Genomic DNA, 18,781 nt, shown 5'->3' with positions numbered 1-18,781 from the left:
GGCCGGGCGGCTCCTCGCGCCTGGTGCGCGGGTTCACTTCCGTCGGGTGGCGTGCCTGACGGGTGGCGTGCCTGACGAGCGGTGTGTCTGGCGGACGGTGTGGCTGGCTGGCTGGCTGGCGGGCGGGCGGGCGGGCGTCGGCGGAGGGCGGTGGGTCACCCGCCGCTTGGCGGGGTGAGGCCCAGTCGGCTCGGCCGCGTACCCAGGACGAGGGTGCCCAGCGCCGTGTCGATGTCGGCTCCGAGGTACCAGTCGCCGGTGTGGTCGAGGCTGTAGACGCGGCCTTCGGTGTCGATGGCGAGGGTGGCCTGGCCGTAGGCGGTGCCGTCGGGGCCGGAGAGTTCCTCGCGGCCCAGGGGGGCGACGTCGGTTTCCAGGGCGCGTCCGAGGTCGCCGAGGGTGCGGGCGAGGTGGAGTCCGTGCAGGGGGTCGAGGGCGAAGGGGGTGGGGGCGATGTGCCGGCCGGGTCCGGGTCCGGTGATGCGCAGGCCGCCGAATTCGGCCCATGCTTCGACGGCGGCGGGGAAGACCGTGTGGCGGTGGCCGGCGGGGGAGGTGTGGGCGCGGAGGGTGTCGGCCCAGTGTTCGGCCTGCTTTATGTCCCAGCGGCCGGGCTGCCAGCCGGCTTCTTGGAGGGCGACGTCGACGGCGGCGGAGAAGCGGGTGGAGCCGGTGCGGTCGTGGGTGGGGGTGCGGGGGCCGGGGGTGGTGGGCGGCATGTCGGGGGTCAGCTTCCTGTGGGCGTCGCGCCGATGGGCATGACGCCGAAGTGGGCGAGGAGTGCGTCGCAGGAGCGGCAGGGCGGGGCGTAGCCGCCGTGCTGGGGGTCGCCGTCCTCGCGGATGTGGCGTGCGGTGATCTTGGAGTGTTTCAGGGAGCGGCGGGCTTCTCCGTTGGTGAGGGGTTTGCGGGCGGCTCGTTTGGAGCGGTTGGCCTCGACGGCGGTGAGGTGGCGGGAGAGCAGCACGGCTTCGGGGCAGCGTCCGGTGAAGCGTTCGCGCTGGGCGGTGGGGAGGGCGTCGAGGAAGTCCTGGACGAGGGGGTGCAGTGCGGGGGGCTGTTCGGCTTTGCTCGCGGTGCAGGTGAGGGTGTGTCCGCGTACGGACAAGGCGGCGCCGACGGTGGGGAGGATGCCGTCGCGTCGGTGGTGGAGGGCGGGCGCGCGATGGGTGTCGCCGGTGCCGCTCCAGCCGATGCGGGGGTCTCCGGCGCCGGTGCCGTGGCGTGCAGTGGTGCTCATAGTGGTGTGCGTTTCCCTCCCTGCAATCCCCCGGTTTGCGGGGGTCAGCCTGCCAAATGTCCTGGGTGTTCCGGTAGTCGGACGCACTGTCGGTGATCTCACGGGGGGCTGACGGGGTGTCGGTTCGCGGATAACGGGGCTGGTGGGCGGGGTGGTGAGCGGGGGGCGTGGGGGTGGCGGGGCGGTGGGTGACGTCGGTGTGTCGCCGTGCTGACGTGCGAGGGCGGGGGCGCGGGCGGGTGTTGCGGTACGGCATAGGCTGTGCCCCAAAGCCAGCTTCAGCCAGGGGGCAACCGCGATGACGACAGGTCGGCCAGGGCTGGGGGTACCACCCGGCCCCCAGGCGGCGGGACGTGCCGCGCCACCGAATTCGGCCTATGCCGGGCAGGTCGTGCATTTTCCGGACCCGGTCCGTGCGGCGCGGTATCCCGCCGGGGTGCGGGTGGACGGGCAGGGCTTCGCGGAGTTCTCGCCGTATGCGCGGGCCGCGGCGGAGATCGCCGAGCCGCCGGAGGGGTTCGGGGTCGATGAGCTGCGGTTGACGGACTATGTGTCGGCGAATGCCGCGCTGCACGCGCAGGGGCACGAGCTGTGGATAGACGTGCCCGCGGTGGCGACGCCGCACGGCTGGACCTGGCATCACGTGGCCGGTACGCGGCGGATGGAGCTGGTCCCGGTCGAGGTCAAGGCGCTGCTGCGGCATCACGGCGGGCTGGCGACGGCTCCGGTGGCGCACGACAAGCGCGGTACCCGGCCGCTGCAGGAGACCCGGCCGGTGCACTTCGGGCTGCCGCACCGCGATCTGTCGGTGGGCGAGGAGCAGGTGGTGCAGGCCGAGGAGGCGCTGGGCTACCGCCTGCCGGGTGCCTACCGCTCGTTTTTGAAGGCGGCGGGCGGGTGTGCGCCGGTGGGTGCGGCGCTGGACGCGGAGCTGGGGCTGCTGGTCGACCAGCCGTTCTTCACGGTGCGGGACGACGCGGCGGTCAATGATCTGGTCTATGTGAACAAGTGCCTGCGGGACCACTTCACCAAGGACTATCTGGGTGTGGCGTTCGTGCAGGGCGGTGTGGTCGCGGTGAAGGTGCGCGGCGAGGCGCCGGGCTCGGTGTGGTTCTGCCCGTATGACGATGCGCGGGATCAGGACGGCTGGTCGGTGCAGGAGCGGGTGGAGCGGCTGCTGCTGCCGTGCGGCGCGGATTTCGATGAGTTTCTGCAGCGGTTGGCGGGAAATCCGCCGGAGCTGGAGACCGTGGCGAACCTGATGGTGGACGGCGGTTTCGCCTATGCGGTGCCGGTGGGGGGTTGAGCGCGATGGTGACGTTTGCGCAGGCGCAGGAGCGCGCGGAGCGCTGGGTGAACGGCGATGTGCCGGCGCCGCAGCACCGTGAGGTGCGGGTGCGGGAGTTCGATCTGGGCTTTGTGGCCTGGGCCGAGGACCGGGATGGGGGTCCGGCGACGGACGGCGGCCGGGCCCGGCTCGTGATCGCGCGGGACAGCGGTGAGACGACGCTGTGGCCGGGGTTGCCGGTGGGTGAGGTGATCCGGCGGTACGAGGAGGTGTACGGCGCTTCCGCGGACGGTGGGTCCGGTGCGGCCGAGGCCGCGCCGCAGCGGATCGATCTGGAGGCCACGTCGTTTCTGCTGACGCCGCCGGAGTGGTTGCAGCAGGCGGCGGATGCGATCGGTATACCGGACCGGCGGGGCGGCGGCGCGGAGCCGGCCGCTCCGGTTCCTTCGCCGGCGGCGTCCCCTGAGCAGGCGCCGGCCGCCCCGCCGGCTCCGGTGGCTCCTTCGGCGTCGGACGCCTGGGCCGAGGTGAGCGTCAACGGTGCCGACGGCGTGGTCGCGCAGACCGGTGCGGATGCGGTGGAGGCGGGCCGGGCGCCGGCCGCCGCTGCCGGTTCCGTCGGTTCCGGCGTGGACGCGACGCCGTGGGCGGCGGCGGACACGACGGGGTCGGTCGCGGGGTCGCAGGACCGTTCCGTGGGGCTGCCCGAGACGGTGTTCGCGCCGCCGCTGGCGGGTTACGACGCGGAGGACGACGCCCCGGCCGCGCCGCGTGTGCGTCCGGAGGCGAAGACCGAACTGCTGCACGGCGGCAGCCAGTTGCCCCGTACTCAGGTGGCGCCCGCGGTGGAGCTGCCGGACGGGGCCGGGCCGGGCGCCGGTCCGGCCGGCGGGCCCGATGGTGGGCCGCTGCCCCCGCCCCCGCCCCTGCCGTCGGCGCCGCCCGCGGCCGCGGGGCTGCCGAATCTGCCGCCGCCGTCCGGGACGCCGGTCGCCGACGTACCGCCCCCGCCGGGTGCCGGTGTGCCGGGTGTGCCCGGTCCCGGTATGCCGCCTCCGCCCGCGCCGCCCGCGGGCGGTGGGGTGCACGCCGCGGCGACGATGCTGGCCGACGGCTCGTCGCTGCCCGGTAACGCCGCGGCGGGTCCGCCGCCGCCTCCGGGTGCGCCGGGCAGGCCCGGTGCGGGCCGTGGTGGTGCCTCGCAGGACCCGGCGCGGCTCGCCGAGGCCGACACCGGCAAGGCCGATGTGCGTCCGGGCGCCGGTCCGGGTGCGCCCGGGGCGCCGGCCGGTGGCTATGTCCCCACGCAGCTGGTCTCGCAGCTGGATGCGGCGGATCTCGATCTCAGTGCGGTGGACGGGACGGACGGTCCCGGCGCCGAGGGCGCGGGTGCCGGCGGGGCCGGCTCCGGTGGTACGGGTGCCGGTGGCCCCGGTGGCGGGGTGCACGCCGCCGCCACGATGCTCGCCGACGGTGCGGCCTTGCAGGCCGGCCTCGGTGGTCCCGGTGTGCCGCCGCCGCCCGGTCCGCCCGGCGCGCCCAAGCCGCCCGGTCCGCCCGGCGCGCCCAAGCCGCCCGGTCCGCCCGGCAGGTCCGGCGCGGCCGCGGCCGGCCGGGGCCCGGCGGGGCAGGGCGGCCAGGACGGTCCGCCGCCTCCGCCTCCGGCGCCGCCCGCCGCGGGCGGCACCGGCGGCGGTGGGGTGCACGCCGCGGCGACGATGCTCGCCGGCGGTGCCGCGCTGGGCGGTCCCGGTGGAGGGGGCGCTCCCGCCATGCCGCCGGCCGGCCACGGTGCCCCGCCCGCGGGCGCGCCCGCCCCGCCGCCGGGAACGCCCGCGCCGCCCGGCCCCCCTGGTGCGTACGGCTATCCGCCGGCCCCCAGCGGTCAGCCGACCGTCGGCCCCGGCTACATGGCCGTGCTCAGCTACCGCGGGCCGGACGGCTCCGAGCAGAAGATCGTGCGCCGTTCGGCGCCCGGTACGCCGCATCCGGAGTGGCAGCTGCTGCACGAGCTGCGGGCGATGAACGTCCCGCCGCAGCAGGTGCTGGAGCTGCACACGGAGCTGGAGTGCTGCGATCTGCCGGGCGGCTACTGCGCCCGGATGATCCGGGACAACTGGCCGCAGGTGCGCATCAGCCACACCGCCGCGTACGGCAGGGACCATGCCTCGCGTCAGCAGGGCGTACGGCATCTCGTCGAGCATCAGGGCGAGTTGCACCAGGTCGCGGACGGTCCGGCGCGGCCGGCGCCGGTGCGGGTGCCGCTGCCGCACCCGTCCCAGGTGCAGCCGGTGCCGCCGGTGCCGCCGCAGGCGATCGGCCAGGAGCTGGAGCAGGCCTTCGGTCCGCAGGGGATCTTCCGCTTCGACCAGCGGGCGGTCTCCCGGCACGGTGTGCCCGATGTGGTGGCGCAGATGCTGGTGTGGGCCGGGTTGCCGGTCGACTTCGGGCCGTTCTTCTGGGCGCAGGCGCAGCCGGGCCGCCCGGTGCCGACGCTGGCGGAGCTGGCGGCGGAGCGGGGGGTGCACCCGGCCTCGGACGCCGGGTCGTATCTGGTGATGGGCAACGACTTCGGCCGTCAGCTGTGTGTCCAGTACGGGACCGCGCACATCGTGGCGGTGCCGATGGAGGCCGGGCCGGGCGGTCAGCCGGCGGCGCCGCAGTTCGTCAACAGCGGGCTGCCGGAGTTCGTGCGCTGTCTGGCGATGCTGGGGCGGATGTGGCGGCTGCGCTACGGGCTGACGCCGGAGCAGGCGGGCCGCTGGACCGTCGACTTCCAGGCGCAGCTGGTCGCGCTGGATCCGCCGGCGCTCGGTTCGCCGGAGACCTGGTGGTCGGTGCTCCTCGAGCAGATGTGGGACGGGCTGCTGTAGCCCTCGTCCGCGCCGCGCGCCGTACGGCGGGTGCGCGGCGCGGTGGGAAGCACCGCCGTGGTGGGAGGCGCCGCCGCGGCGACGGTCCGGGTGCTCGACCTGCGCGACGGGTCGGGCGCCGGGACCATGCCTGTATGGGCCGTCCGATACCCCCGCCGTACCGGGCGGGGCGGTTGCGGCCGCCGCGCGGGACGGGTCCGCGGTGGCGCCGGTGGTCGTGGCTCAGCTGGTTGCTGGTGTCGCTGCTGTTGCTGGTCGTGCTGGTGGTGTCGGCCGGGGCCGGGCTGTACGTCCGGGCGGGGCGGGAGCTGCGGCACACCGAGGCGGTGGCGGACTACGCCGGGCGGCCGGCTGCCGGCCGGGGGACGAACTGGCTGCTGGTCGGCTCCGACAGCCGCGCCGGGCTCACCCCGCGGCAGCGCGCGGAGCTGCACGTCGGCAACGGCCGGGTGCAGAACACCGACACGATCATGGTGCTGCACTACGGCGAGCACGGCCCCTATCTGGTCAGTCTGCCGCGCGACAGCTACGTCCCCGTTCCCGGCCACGGCGGCCGGAAGATCAACGAGGCGTATGCGGACGGCGGTCCGCGGCTGCTCACCCGAACGGTGGAGCGGGCGACCGGGCTGCGCATCGACCACTACGCCGAGGTGAACTTCCTGGGCCTGGTGCGGGTCGTGGACGCGCTGGACGGCGTACGGCTGTGCCTGGAGGCGCCGCTGAGGGACGAGCGGTCGGGGGCGGACTTCCCGGCCGGCTGCCGGCGGATGGACGGCGGGCAGGCGCTGGCGTACGCACGGGCGCGCTATGCGGACCCGGAGGGCGACCTCGGACGGGTGAAGCGGCAGCGGCGGCTGATCGGCGCGGTGGCGGACGCGATGGTCGGCCCCGATGTGTACCTCGACCCGACCCGGCTCAAACGGGTGCTGGACACCTCGCTGGCGGCGCTGACCGTGGACCGGGGCGCGGGGACGGCGCAGGTGCTGGACATGGGCTGGGCGCTGCGGCGGATCGCCGGGGGCGAGGGGGCGGCGACGACGGTTCCGGTGCGGCGGCCCGGGGTGATGGTCGCGGGCGCGGGGGCGGTACTGCTCTGGGACGAAAACGGGGCGAAGCGGTTGTTCCAATCCTTGTGCAAGGATGATCCAATTCCGACTTCTGCCGATAAATGACGCATCCTGGGGGGACGGTCCGGGCGAAGTGCCGCAAGGGTGGGGCTATGCACCGGTCCGAAGGACAAGCGCGCGTAACTGCACAGAGGGGCTTGAGGGATGAGTGCACCGGTTTCGCCTCACGGGTTCGAGACCGTACGAGGGCGTGGGTACCGGCCGGAGGACGTCGACCGCCGGTTCGAGGGGCTCTCCATCGACCGCGACTCCTGCTGGGAGCGTGCCGCGCGGCTCACCGTCCTGTGCAACGAGATGACGGACGAACTCGCCGGGCTGCGGCTCTATCTGGCACAGCTGCCGCCGCAGACGTACGAGTCCCTCAGCGGCGAGGCCCGGCTGATCCTGACCACGGCGGAGTCCGAGGCGGAACGGCTGCGGGCCGAGGCGGAGCAGGCCGCCGAGCGGGCCCGTGACGAGTCCGACGACTTCGGGCACCAGGTCCGGGCCGCGGCGGACCAGGCCGCCTCCGCCCTGCGCACCGAGGCCGACGAGCTGGCCCGGCGCACCGAGGAGCGGGCGCAGGAGGACGGCGCGAAGCGGGTGGCCGCGGCGGCCAAGGACGCCGGGCAACTGCGCGCGGAGGCGGCCGAGGAGCTGGGGCAGGCGGTGCGCGACACCGCGCGGATGCTGCGCGAGCAGGAGAAGCAGCACGCCGAGGCGGGGGAGGCGGCCGGGCGGGAGCTGGCGAAGCTGGCCGCGGAGATGGACCAGCTCGTCGCGGAGCGGGACGCCCGCGGTCAGGCCGTGCTCGCCGACCGGCGCCGGCTCTACGCGGAGGCCGAGGAGGCCGCCCGGCACCGGCAGGAGGACGCCGAGGACCGCGCGGCCGGGCTGCTGGCCCAGGCGCGGGTCGAGGTGGAGCGCATCGAGCGGGCCACGGAGCGGGTCCTGCGCGAGCACGCCGAGCAGCGCGAGGAGGTCCGCACCCATATGACGCACGTCCGCAACAGCCTGGCGGCGCTGACCGGCAAGCCGCCGGTGGCGGACGGGGCGGACGGCGGGCCCGCCGCGGGGTCCGGCGGCGATCCCGACAACGAGGACACCCTGACCACCGAGCTGCCCCGGCCGCGCGGCTGACCGCCCCCTACCGTCCCGGCGCCGCCTCGCCCGCGCTCTCCGCTTCGCCCGCACGGGCCCGGCCGTCCCGGTCGCCGCGGGCGTCGGCGTGCACCGGGAAGTGCCGCGGCGCCAGCAGCACCAGGGCGATCAGGGCGAGCGCGGCGGCCGCGGCGGCGCCGAGGTAGACGTGGTCGACGGTGGCGTCGACGGCCCGGCGCAGGTAGTCGGTGGCGCGGGCGGTGAGCGCGCCGGACTGCTCCAGGGCGTGCGAGACCGCGTCGAGGTCGCCGGGGAGGCCGGGGCGGATGTCCGCGGGGGCGTGCGCGAGGCGGTCGTTGAGGGTGGCGTTGGCCAGGGCGCCGAAGAGCGCGGCGCCCACCGACTGGCCGACCTGGCGGCAGAACAGTATCGAGGCGGTGGCGGTGCCGCGCTCGGCGTAGCCGACCGAGGACTGCACGCCGATGATCAGCGGCAGCTGGAAGAGCCCGAGGGCCGCGCCCAGCGCCAGCATGATCAGGGCGGGCTGCCAGGCGGCGCCGGGGTAGGGCAGCAGCGGGAAGGCGAGCAGGGTCGCGCCCGCCGCGCCGATGCCGAGCATCGCGCAGGTACGGATGCCAGTACGGCGGTAGACGTGGCTGCTCAGGGCGGCCGACACCGGCCAGCTCAGCGTCATCACCGACAGCACGAATCCGGCGGCCGTCGGGCTCAGGCCCAGCACCGTCTGGGCGTAGGTGGGCAGGAAGACGGTCGGAGCGACCATCAGCAGGCCCAGCGCGCCCAGGGCGAGGTTGACGGCGGCGATGGTGCGGCGGCGCCAGACCCAGCCGGGGATGATCGGCTCCGCGGCGCGGCGTTCGATCAGGACGGTGGCCGCCGCGCCCACCGCGCTGCCGGCGAGCAGCAGCAGCGACGGCGTCGAGAGCCAGGGCCAGGCGACGCCGCCCTGGACCAGTGCGGTCAGCAGCAGCCCGCCACCGGCGAAGATCGCCAGCGCGCCGGGCCAGTCGACGCGCGGACGGCGGTCTCGGGTGCCGCGCCGCGCACGGGCGTCCTCGTGGAAGTGCCGCACGATCAGCCACAGCGCCACCGCGCCCACCGGCACGTTGACCAGGAAGATCCAGCGCCAGTCGGCGTAGGTGGCGAGCAGTCCGCCCAGGGCGGGGCCGGCGACCGCCGAGGTGGCCCAGACGCTGGAGAGCCTGGCCTGTATGCGGGGGCGCTCCGCCATCGGGTAGAGGTCGGCGGCGATGGTCTGCACGGTGCCCTGGAGGGCGCCGCCGCCCAGTCCCTGCAGCACCCGGAAGGCGATCAGGGACGCCATGCTCCAGGCGCCCGCGCAGGCCAGCGAGCCGACGAGGAAGAGCGCGATGCCGGCGATCAGGATGGGCCTGCGGCCGAAGGTGTCGGAGAGCTTGCCGTAGACGGGCAGGGTGACGGTGACGGCCAGCAGGTAGCCGGAGAAGAGCCAGGAGAAGACCGCGAAGCCGCCGAGGTCGCCGACGATCTGCGGAATGGCGGTGGCGATGATCGTGGAGTCCAGCGCGACCAGCGCCATGCCCAGCATCAGGGCCGCGACGACCGGCCCGCGCCGCGCGGTGCGCGCGGGTGGGTCCCCCGGTGCCGGGGAGCCGGTGCCGCCCGTTCCGCGGTCCGCCGGGCTGTCGCTGTCCTTGGTCGTGCGGCTCACGGGTCTCCCTCCTCGGTCGGGCTGCGGCTGTCCGGTGTGTGTATCGGACACCGTTCCAGTCGACACCCAACCACGCGGGGCCGCGATGCGGAACGGCGCTTCTCGGCAGGTGTGCACGCCCCGGGCGCACGCGGCACCCCGGGCCCCGACCGCTTGGTCGGCGGGTTGTCGGTGGTCGGGCGTATCGTGGGCAACCCGCCCGTGTGACGCCGCGGGCTGTTCGCGTTGTTCGCCTCGCTTGCTGGGACGGAACCTTTTCATGAGCCTGACTGGTCTGCTCGACGCCGTCGTACGGGACCCGGCGCTCGCCGAAGCGGTGCAGGCCGCGGCCGACGGCCACCGCCCGCACGTGGACCTGGTGGGTCCGCCGGCCGCCCGCCCGTTCGCGGTGGCCGCGCTCGCCCGGGACACCAAGCGCCCCGTGCTGGCCGTGACCGCCACCGGCCGGGAGGCCGAGGACCTCGCCGCCGCGCTGCGCAGCCTGATGCCCGCCGGCGAGGAGCACCGCGTCGTGGAGTTCCCGTCCTGGGAGACGCTGCCGCACGAGCGGCTCTCCCCGCGCTCCGACACCGTCGGCCGGCGCCTGGCGGTGCTGCGCCGGCTCGCCCACCCGCGCCAGGACGACCCCACCGCCGGCCCCGTCTCCGTCGTCGTCGCCCCCATCCGCTCGGTGCTCCAGCCGCAGGTCAAGGGCCTGGGCGACCTGGAGCCGGTCAGCCTGCGCACGGGCCGGAGCGCCGATCTCGAAGAGGTCGTCGACCGGCTGGCCGCGGCCGCCTACGCCCGCGTCGAACTGGTCGAGAAGCGCGGCGAGTTCGCCGTCCGCGGCGGCATCCTGGACGTCTTCCCGCCCACCGAGGAGCACCCCCTGCGGGTCGAGTTCTGGGGCGACGACGTCGAGGAGATCCGCTACTTCAAGGTCGCCGACCAGCGCTCCCTGGAGGTCGCCGAGCACGGCCTGTGGGCGCCTCCGTGCCGTGAGCTGCTGCTGACCGAGGACGTCCGCACCCGGGCCGCCGCCCTGGCCGAGCAGCACCCGGAGCTGGGCGAGCTGCTCGGCAAGATCGCCGAGGGCATCGCCGTGGAGGGCATGGAGTCGCTGGCTCCCGTCCTGGTCGACGAGATGGAGCTGCTGCTGGACGTGCTGCCCGAGGGCTCCATGGCCGTGGTGTGCGACCCGGAGCGGGTCCGCACCCGGGCCGCCGACCTGGTGGCGACGAGCCAGGAGTTCCTCCAGGCGTCCTGGGCCGCCAGCGCCGGCGGGGGAGCGGCACCGATCGATGTCGGCGCGGCGTCCCTGTGGGGCATCGCCGACGTCCGCGACCGGGCCCGCGAGCTGGGCATGATGTGGTGGTCGGTCTCGCAGTTCACCTCCGGTGACATCGCCGACGAGGACCTGGCCGCCGGGGACGGCGACACCCTCAAGCTGGGCATGCACGCCACCGAGACCTACCGCGGCGACACCCAGCGGGCGCTCGCCGACACCAAGCAGTGGCTGGCCGACGGCTGGCGGACGGTCTACCTCACCGAGGCGCACGGCCCCGCGGCCCGTACGGTCGAGGTGCTCGGCGGCGAGGGCATCGCCGCCCGCCTGGACGCCGGCCTCGCGGAGATCACCCCCGCCGTCGTCCATGTCGCCTGCGGCTCCCTCGACAACGGCTTCATCGACCCGTCGCTCAAGCTCGCCGTCCTGACCGAGACCGACCTGTCGGGCCAGAAGGCGGCCGGCAAGGACGCGGCCCGTATGCCGGCCCGCCGCCGCAAGACCATCGACCCGCTCACCCTCCAGGCCGGCGACTTCATCGTCCACGAGCAGCACGGCGTGGGCCGCTACATCGAGATGGTGCAGCGCACGGTCCAGGGCGCCACCCGCGAGTACCTCCTCGTCGAGTACGCCCCCGCCAAGCGCGGCCAGCCCGGCGACCGCCTCTACATCCCCACCGACCAGCTGGAGCAGGTCACCAAGTACGTGGGCGGCGAGGCCCCGACCCTGCACCGCCTGGGCGGCGCCGACTGGACCAAGACCAAGGCGCGCGCCAAGAAGGCCGTCAAGGAGATCGCCGCCGACCTCATCAAGCTCTACTCCGCCCGGATGGCGGCCCCCGGCCACACCTTCGGCCCGGACACCCCCTGGCAGCGGGAGCTGGAGGACGCCTTCCCGTACGCCGAGACCCCCGATCAGCTCACCACGATCGCCGAGGTCAAGGAGGACATGGAGAAGTCGGTCCCGATGGACCGGCTGATCTGCGGTGACGTCGGCTACGGCAAGACCGAGATCGCGGTCCGCGCCGCCTTCAAGGCCGTCCAGGACGGCAAGCAGGTGGCGGTCCTGGTGCCGACCACCCTCCTCGTCCAGCAGCACCACGGCACGTTCACCGAGCGCTACGGCCAGTTCCCGGTCAACGTCCGGGCGCTGTCCCGCTTCCAGACCGACACCGAGGCCAAGGCCGTCCTCGAAGGGCTGCGCGACGGCTCGGTCGACCTCGTCATCGGCACCCACCGCCTGTTCTCCTCCGAGACCAAGTTCAAGGACCTGGGCCTGGTCATCGTCGACGAGGAGCAGCGCTTCGGCGTCGAGCACAAGGAGCAGCTCAAGAAGCTCCGCGCCAACGTGGACGTGCTGACCATGTCCGCGACGCCCATCCCCCGCACCCTGGAGATGGCGGTCACGGGCATCCGCGAGATGTCCACCATCACCACCCCGCCCGAGGAGCGGCACCCGGTCCTCACCTTCGTCGGCCCGTACGAGCAGAAGCAGATCGGCGCCGCTATCCGCCGTGAACTCCTGCGCGAGGGCCAGGTCTTCTACATCCACAACCGCGTCGAGTCGATCGACCGGGCCGCCGCCCGGCTGCGCGAGATCGTCCCCGAGGCCCGCATCCAGACCGCCCACGGCCAGATGGGCGAGTCGCAGCTGGAACAGGTCGTGGTCGACTTCTGGGAGAAGAAGTTCGACGTCCTGGTCTCCACGACCATCGTCGAGTCCGGCATCGACATCTCCAACGCCAACACCCTGATCGTCGAGCGTGGCGACAACTTCGGCCTCTCCCAACTGCACCAGCTGCGCGGCCGGGTGGGCCGCGGTCGCGAGCGCGGCTACGCCTACTTCCTCTACCCGCCGGAGAAGCCGCTGACCGAGACCGCCCACGAGCGGCTGGCGACGATCGCCCAGCACACCGAGATGGGCGCGGGCATGTACGTCGCCATGAAGGACCTGGAGATCCGCGGCGCGGGCAACCTCCTCGGCGGCGAGCAGTCCGGCCATATCGCGGGCGTCGGCTTCGACCTCTACGTCCGCATGGTCGGCGAGGCGGTCGCCGACTACCGGGCGTCCCTGGAAGGCGGCGCGGAGGAGGAACCGCCCCTCGAAGTCAAGATCGAACTCCCGGTGGACGCCCACGTCCCGCACGACTACGCGCCCGGCGAGCGGCTGCGCCTGCAGGCCTACCGCGCGATCGCGTCCGCCAGCTCGGAGGAGGACATCGCGGCCGTCCGGGAGGAGCTGACCGACCGCTACGGCAAGCTCCCCGAGCCGGTCGAGAACCTCCTCCTGGTCGCCGGCCTGCGCATGCTCGCCCGGGCCTGCGGCGTCAGCGACATCACCCTCCAGGGCGCCAACATCCGCTTCGGCCCGGTGGAGTTGCGCGAGTCCCAGGAGCTGCGCCTCAAGCGCCTGTACCCCCGCACGGTCCTCAAGCCGGCCACCCGCCAGATCCTGGTACCGCGCCCGACCACCGGCAGGATCGGCGGCAAGCCGCTGGTCGGCCGTGAGCTGCTCGCCTGGGTGGGCGAGTTCCTCACGACGATCTTGGGCTCGTAGCGGCTTTGGGCTCGTAGCCCCGCTTCCCACGTTGCCGGGTGGCCCGCCGTGCCTCTTCTGTTGTTCTTTTCCCGCCTTCGGCGGGAGCGGAGGGGGTTGTGGGGTGGGGCCCCGGGTTGGGGGTGGGTGCCGGTGGTGGGGGCTCCGGGGTGTGTTGTCGGACTGCTGCGCTTTACGTCCGACAACACACCCCTCCGCCCCCACCCCCTCCCGTCCGCGAACGGGACCCCACCCCGGGGGGAGGAGAAAAGACCAGAAGCTCGGCCGCATCGTGACGCGGCCGAGCTTCTGGCTTTTTGACACCTTCCCCCACCGGGGCGGGGGCTGCTCCACCGGGCGGGAGGGGGCGGGCCGGAGGGGCCTGTTGTGTGGACGTAAAGCGCAGCAGTCCACACAACAGGCCCCGGAGGACCGACCCCGGCACCCACCACCGACACAGCGCCCCGGCCCACAACCCACCCCGCTCCCGCCGAAGGCGGGGAAAGACAACAGAAGAGGCACGGCGGGTCAGCCGGCAACGTGGGAGGGCCGCTCAGCGCGCAGAGGTTCGGTGCAGGACGAGGATGTCCGCCGCGCCCCCGACGATGACGTACGTCGACTTCGCGTGGCGGGCCATCGCGTCGGCGAGGGCCTGGCGCGGGGTGCGGTTGTCGCGGAGCTGCAGGGCCACGTAGTCGGGCGCCAGCCCGTCCGTGTCGCCGGTCCAGAAGACCCGGGTGCGCTGGGTCAGACGGCTCAGCGGGCGGATGTCGGACTCGACCGTCGCGTTGTCGGGTATCCGATCCAGCAGCCGTTCGGCGGCGGTGACGGACGCCGGTACGCGGTAGGTGGCGGGCTCGGTGAGGCGGGCCAGGGGGAGCGTGGTGGACAGGGCGAGGGCGGCGGCCAGCGCCGCGGCCGGCAGGTGGTGGGCGTAGGAGCGCAGCCAGGGGCGGGCGGAGACCCGGGCCCGGGGCAGGGCGTCGACCAGGGCGAGGAAGACCACCGGCATCAGGACGGCGTTGTAGTGCCAGTCGATGCCCCAGTAGTGCGGCTCGTGGGAGAGGAAGCGCCAGCCGAGGGTGGGCAGCGCGACCAGCAGGAGCGGGGAGCGCAGGGCGAGCAGGCCGGTGGTGGGCAAGAGGACCCACAGCGTGGTGCGCAGGGCGGTGCCCAGGGGGATGGTGGCGCCCTGGCCGTCGGCGCCGAACTTGCTCCAGTAGTCGTAGGAGCCGGAGCCGTTGAAGGCCGGGATCAGCAGGCCGAGGGTCAGGGCGGTGGCGGTGAGGCCGAAGGCGACCAGCGCGATGGGCAGCGGGCTGGCGCGGCGGGTGCGCAGCAGGGCGAGCGCGCCGATGGTGGCGGCGGTGACGCCCAGGTCCTCCTTGACCAGCACCAGGGGCGCGGCCCAGCACACCGCGGCGGTCCAGCGTCCGCGCAGCACCGCTTCGAGGGCGAAGGCGATCAGTGGGAGCGCGAAGGCGATCTCGTGGAAGTCGAAGTCGACGGCCTTCTGCACGCCCCAGGACGTGCCGTACGCCAGGCCGATGGCCAGTCCCGGGAGGCGGCCCAGGTAGCGGGCGGCGGCGCGGGTGACCGGGAGCGCGGAGAGCGCGAACAGGGCGGCCTGGGCGATCAGCAGGGTCAGGGGGGAGGGGAAGAGCCGGTAGAAGGGGGCGAGGACGACCAGGACGGGGCTGAAGTGGTCGCCGAGGATGTTGGTGCCGGGGCCCTTGAGGTCGACGATCGGGGCCTGGAAGTGGGCGTAGCCCCGTATGGCCTGTTCGAAGATGCCCAGGTCCCAGGAGGAGCTGGACATGCCGCGGAAGCGGGACACCGACAGCACGGCGAAGCAGAGGAAGAAGAACGCGGCCGTCCAGTAGGGGTCCCATCGAGGGGCGCGCAACGGGGCGGTGCGGGTGCGAAGGCGCTGGGCGGCGCGGCGCAGGGGGCCGCGGTCGCCCGGGGATATGGGGGTGGTCGCGGTGGTCGCGCCCGGCCCGGCGGTCCGGGGTGGCGGCACGGTCGCGCCGCCCTCCCCCAGGATCGGTCCGGGTCCGCCCCCGGCCGTTGCTGCGGCCGTGTCCATCAGGGTCCTCACTCACTGTCAACTGCCGGAAAGATACTCGAACCGGCGCTGCGGGCGGCCCGGCGGTGGGTGCGGTGCCGGCCGTGCAGTGGGTGAGACGGCGCTGCGGTGCCGCCCGTTCCCGGAGGCGGACGGCCGACGGCCCGGCACCGCGGGGTCGCGGTGCCGGGCCGTCGGCGAGGAAGGGGAGGGCGCAGGGGAGCCGGGCGGCTCAGAGGGCCAGCTTCCAGTTCGCGGGGTCGAGCAGGATGTCCGGGGTGATCTTGATGGAGAGTTCCTTGGCGGACGGCGGTGCGTCGAAGACCATCTCCACGCTGTCGGTCTCGTTGGGGTCGAGCGTCTTCTCCCAGTCGTGGTGGAGGATGCCGTGCTTGTCGTCGGCGACCTCCTCGGACTTCTTGCCGTCGGCCTCCGCGTCGGTCAACATCAGCGGGTTGGTGGCCGCCTTGTCGCCGGTGTTCTTGAGCGTGACGGTGACCTTGTACGCCTTGTTGCCCTCGGTGTGGCCGCTGATCAGGGTGTTCTTGTCGACGGTGAACGGGGTCGGCTTCGAGACGGTGACCTCCAGGCCGTTGTTGTACTTCGCGGCCTGCCCGGCGCCGAGGTCCTTGATGTTGCTGCTGCTGCCCGACTTCTTGTCGAACTCCTCGTTCACCTCGTCGACGGCCTTGTTGACCGCCAGCACGGTGACGATGACTCCGACGACCGCGAGGACGATGCCGAGGGCGCCCAGGATCGTGCCGGTGATCGCCACGCCCTTGTTGGTGGCCTGGCCCTTCTTGACCCGGCTCATGCCCACCAGGCCGAAGATCAGGGCCAGCAGGCCGAGCGGCCCGGCCAGCCAGAACAGGATCATCGGGATGCCGCTGAGCGCGCCGATGATGCCGAGGATCAGGGCGGCGACGCCGAGCCCGTTGCGGGGCGCCTGGTGGGCGTGGCCGGTCGGCCCCTGGGGGGTGGGCTGGTAGTGCATCTGCTGAGACATGCGTAGGGGCCCCTTCCGGGCACTCGTTGCGAATTCCGCTGAAGCGATGGGTCAATAAGAGCAGAGGCTGTGAACCGAGTCAACATGAAAGTCTGTGAATGGTTTGTTCACGCTGTGAAGGGGGAGGTTGTTTGATGATGGGTATGCTTGCCGACACAGAGTCGGGGATCACGGGAGGTCGGGGGTCACGCGGATGGGAGTCAGCCAGGTGCCGGACTACGCAGCACCGGACAACGCGACGGACACCACGGCGACGGACACCGCCGAGGCGGGCCGTCCGACCGAGGTGACCGCCGCCGGTATCGCCCGGCTCGCCGGCGTCGGCCGCGCCGCGGTCAGCAACTGGCGGCGGCGGCACGCGGACTTCCCCAAGCCCGTCGGCGGCACCGAGACCAGCCCCGCCTTCGCCCTCCGCGACATCGAGCAGTGGCTGCGCGACCAGGGCAAGCTCGCCGAGGTCCCGCTGCGTGAACGGGTCTGGCAGCAGCTGGTCGGACACCCCGCGGGCGCCGCGGCCGCGCTGCGGCAGGCCGGCGCCGTACTCCTGCTGGTCCGCGACCGCCCCTCGGCCTGGCGGCAGCTGCGCGCCGCCACCGACGACGCCGAACTGACCGGCGTACTGCCCGCGATGCTCGACTCCGTCCTCGTCGCCCGGCTCGGGTCCGAGCACCCCGTAGGCGGGCTGACCCGCGAGGCGCTCGCCCCGTCGGCCGCGCTCGTACGGGCCACCGGCGATCTCGCCGCCGTCGACGGCGCGGACCGGGCCTACGCCTTCCTGCTCGGCCGCCACCTGGACGCCAACCCCCGGCAGTACACCCTGACCCCGCCGGGACCGGCCGCACTGATGGCCGAACTCGCCGCCCTGGCCGGCCCGTTGGGCACCGTCCTCGATCCGGCCTGCGGCGCCGGCGCGCTGCTGACCGCCGCCCAGGAGCGCGCCGCGAAGGACACCGCGGAGCCCGCCGACGCCCCCGTCACCCTCCACGGCCAGGAGGCCGACCCCGACCTCGCCGCGCTCAGTGCGCTCCGCCTCGCCTTGGACGTGCCCGGCACCCAGGTCCGCGTGCGCGCCGCCGACACCCTGCGCGCCGACGGCTTCCCGCAGCTCGCCGCCGACGCCGTCCTGGTCCACCCGCCGTTCAACGAACGCAACTGGGGCCATGACGAACTCGCCTACGACCCCCGCTGGGAGTACGGCTTCCCGGCCCGTACGGAGTCCGAACTGGCCTGGGTCCAGCACGCGCTGGCCCGGCTGCGCGAGGGCGGCACCGCCGTCCTGCTCATGCCGCCGGCCGTCGCCTCCCGCCGCTCCGGCCGCCGGATCCGCGCCGACCTGCTGCGCCGCGGCGCGCTGCGCGCCGTCATCGCGCTGCCCGCCGGCGCCGCCCCGCCCAACGGCGTCCCGCTGCACCTGTGGGTGCTGCGCAAGCCCGGCGGCGGCGCCCCGCCCACCCCGCAGCTGCTCGTCGTCGACACCGCCGATCTGGCTACCGGCCAGACCGCCGGCCGCGACAAGCCCGACTGGCAGACCGTCCACACCACCGCCGTCGACGCCTGGCAGGCCTTCGACCGCGACGGCGACATCGAGGAAGTGCCCGGTGTGCGGCGGTCGCTGGCCGCCATCGACCTCCTCGACGACGATGTCGACCTCGCCCCGGCCCGGCACCTCCCGCCGCCCGCCGCGGCCGGCGGCCCCGCCGAACTCGCCCGGGTGCGCGACCGGCTGACCGCCACCCTCGCCCGTACGACCGAGCTCACCCCGCGCCCCAAGGCCGGCGACACCCTCCCCGACCTCACCGGCAGCGCGCGCTGGCCGCTGACCACCGTCGGCGAACTCGCCCGCTCCGGCGCCCTGGTGCTGCGCTCGGGCGGCGCGGGCACGGCGCCCGCCGAGGGAGCGCCCGCGGTGCTCACCGACCACGACGTCATCGCCGGTGGCGCCCCCTCCGGCACCCTCCCCGAAGCGTCCGCCTCCGGGCCCGCCGAGGAACCGGTCCTGGTCCGCGCGGGCGACGTCGTCGTCCCCGTCCTCGGCGGCGGCGCCATCGCCCGGGTCGTCGACGACGCCACCGCCGGGGCCGCCCTGGGCCGCAACCTCACCCTGCTGCGGCCCGACCCGGCCGCCGTCGACCCCTGGTTCCTCGCCGGCTTCCTGCGCGGCACCGCCAACAACCGCCAGGCCAGCAGCTACGCCTCCACCGCCACCCGACTCGACGTCCGCCGCCTCCAGCTGCCCCGTCTGCCGCTCGCCGAACAGCGCCGCTACGGCCGCCGGTTCAGCGACCTGGCGACCTTCGAGGAGGCGCTGCGGCAGGCGTCGCGGCTGGGCGAGCAGCTGGTGCGGGGCCTGTACGACGGGCTGACGGACGGGTCGGTCGGCCCGGACTGAGTCGACGGACCGGCATACAGGGGCAAACGGCGCGGCGGCGTCTCCCCGGGGCGGGCCGTCGGCCGGGCCATTCCGCGCAACCCCGCACGCGCGCGCGTCGTCGTATATACGCTCGCAAGCACGTATGCGCGCCGTGCCCGCCCGCGCGAGGGGGTGGCGCCGACCCCACGGGCCGCTACGGAGACCGCCTCGTCCGCCATGTC

The 18,781-nt window shown here is 74.3% G+C and carries 11 protein-coding genes; 6 read left to right on the top strand and 5 right to left on the bottom strand.

Going from position 1 to position 18,781, the window contains the following annotated elements:
* Positions 1–155: 155 nt before the first annotated feature.
* On the bottom strand, positions 156–719 hold the full coding sequence (locus tag WAB15_RS17305; RefSeq protein ID WP_399149793.1) for an SUKH-3 domain-containing protein: 564 nt from the start codon (positions 717–719) through the stop codon (positions 156–158).
* Between the two features lie 8 nt (positions 720–727).
* Positions 728–1,240, bottom strand: coding sequence for a YwqJ-related putative deaminase (locus tag WAB15_RS17300; RefSeq protein WP_407286801.1), 513 nt, complete (start codon positions 1,238–1,240; stop codon positions 728–730).
* A gap of 298 nt (positions 1,241–1,538) precedes the next feature.
* Here WAB15_RS17300 and WAB15_RS17295 point away from each other — a divergent pair, with 298 nt between their 5' ends.
* The 4 genes from WAB15_RS17295 to WAB15_RS17280 all read left to right on the top strand — a co-directional run bounded on the left by WAB15_RS17295 (position 1,539) and on the right by WAB15_RS17280 (position 7,647).
* Positions 1,539–2,546, top strand: coding sequence for an HNH endonuclease (locus tag WAB15_RS17295; RefSeq protein ID WP_407286800.1), 1,008 nt, complete (start codon positions 1,539–1,541; stop codon positions 2,544–2,546).
* A gap of 5 nt (positions 2,547–2,551) precedes the next feature.
* Positions 2,552–5,401 carry an SUKH-4 family immunity protein gene (locus WAB15_RS17290; RefSeq protein ID WP_407286799.1) on the top strand — a complete coding sequence of 950 codons (2,850 nt, stop codon included), beginning with the start codon at positions 2,552–2,554 and terminating at the stop codon, positions 5,399–5,401.
* 134 nt (positions 5,402–5,535) lie between these two features.
* Complete coding sequence (locus WAB15_RS17285) at positions 5,536–6,573, top strand: LCP family protein (RefSeq protein ID WP_407286798.1); 1,038 nt, start codon at positions 5,536–5,538, stop codon at positions 6,571–6,573.
* A gap of 99 nt (positions 6,574–6,672) precedes the next feature.
* Positions 6,673–7,647 carry a cellulose-binding protein gene (locus WAB15_RS17280; protein WP_407286797.1) on the top strand — a complete coding sequence of 325 codons (975 nt, stop codon included), beginning with the start codon at positions 6,673–6,675 and terminating at the stop codon, positions 7,645–7,647.
* A 7-nt stretch (positions 7,648–7,654) separates the two neighbouring features.
* On the opposite strand, the gene WAB15_RS17275 is transcribed toward WAB15_RS17280, so the two are convergent.
* Entirely contained in the window at positions 7,655–9,316 is a 1,662-nt protein-coding gene (locus WAB15_RS17275) for an MFS transporter (protein WP_407286796.1), read from the bottom strand.
* 259 nt (positions 9,317–9,575) lie between these two features.
* On the opposite strand from WAB15_RS17275, the gene mfd reads away from it, so the two are divergent.
* A complete protein-coding gene (gene mfd / locus WAB15_RS17270; protein WP_407286795.1) occupies positions 9,576–13,136 on the top strand; it encodes a transcription-repair coupling factor in 3,561 nt (1,186 codons plus the stop codon).
* Between the two features lie 532 nt (positions 13,137–13,668).
* Here the strand turns inward: mfd and WAB15_RS17265 are convergent.
* Together WAB15_RS17265 and WAB15_RS17260 are read right to left on the bottom strand one after the other, a co-directional pair.
* Complete coding sequence (locus WAB15_RS17265; RefSeq protein WP_407286794.1) at positions 13,669–15,204, bottom strand: DUF2079 domain-containing protein; 1,536 nt, start codon at positions 15,202–15,204, stop codon at positions 13,669–13,671.
* A gap of 211 nt (positions 15,205–15,415) precedes the next feature.
* Positions 15,416–16,189, bottom strand: a complete 774-nt coding sequence (locus WAB15_RS17260) for a DUF4190 domain-containing protein (RefSeq protein WP_399149784.1) — start codon at positions 16,187–16,189, stop codon at positions 15,416–15,418.
* Between the two features lie 286 nt (positions 16,190–16,475).
* Between WAB15_RS17260 and WAB15_RS17255 the strand changes: the two genes are divergently transcribed.
* Positions 16,476–18,578 carry an N-6 DNA methylase gene (locus WAB15_RS17255; RefSeq protein ID WP_407289245.1) on the top strand — a complete coding sequence of 701 codons (2,103 nt, stop codon included), beginning with the start codon at positions 16,476–16,478 and terminating at the stop codon, positions 18,576–18,578.
* The last annotated feature ends 203 nt before the right edge of the window (positions 18,579–18,781 follow it).

This window comes from Streptomyces sirii, from assembly GCF_045690365.1.
GTDB classification, from domain to species: domain Bacteria; phylum Actinomycetota; class Actinomycetes; order Streptomycetales; family Streptomycetaceae; genus Streptomyces; species Streptomyces sirii.
This window is presented reverse-complemented; position numbering and strand designations above follow the sequence as displayed.

What these genes read in the sequence shown, in the direction of transcription:
- WAB15_RS17305 (WP_399149793.1), bottom strand. Translation starts at nt 719, where the DNA reads ATGCCGCCCACCACCCCCGGCCCCCGCACCCCCACCCACGACCGCACC.
- WAB15_RS17300 (WP_407286801.1), bottom strand. Translation starts at nt 1,240, where the DNA reads ATGAGCACCACTGCACGCCACGGCACCGGCGCCGGAGACCCCCGCATC.
- WAB15_RS17295 (WP_407286800.1), top strand. Translation starts at nt 1,539, where the DNA reads ATGACGACAGGTCGGCCAGGGCTGGGGGTACCACCCGGCCCCCAGGCG.
- WAB15_RS17290 (WP_407286799.1), top strand. Translation starts at nt 2,552, where the DNA reads ATGGTGACGTTTGCGCAGGCGCAGGAGCGCGCGGAGCGCTGGGTGAAC.
- WAB15_RS17285 (WP_407286798.1), top strand. Translation starts at nt 5,536, where the DNA reads ATGGGCCGTCCGATACCCCCGCCGTACCGGGCGGGGCGGTTGCGGCCG.
- WAB15_RS17280 (WP_407286797.1), top strand. Translation starts at nt 6,673, where the DNA reads ATGAGTGCACCGGTTTCGCCTCACGGGTTCGAGACCGTACGAGGGCGT.
- mfd (WP_407286795.1), top strand. Translation starts at nt 9,576, where the DNA reads ATGAGCCTGACTGGTCTGCTCGACGCCGTCGTACGGGACCCGGCGCTC.
- WAB15_RS17265 (WP_407286794.1), bottom strand. Translation starts at nt 15,204, where the DNA reads ATGGACACGGCCGCAGCAACGGCCGGGGGCGGACCCGGACCGATCCTG.
- WAB15_RS17260 (WP_399149784.1), bottom strand. Translation starts at nt 16,189, where the DNA reads ATGTCTCAGCAGATGCACTACCAGCCCACCCCCCAGGGGCCGACCGGC.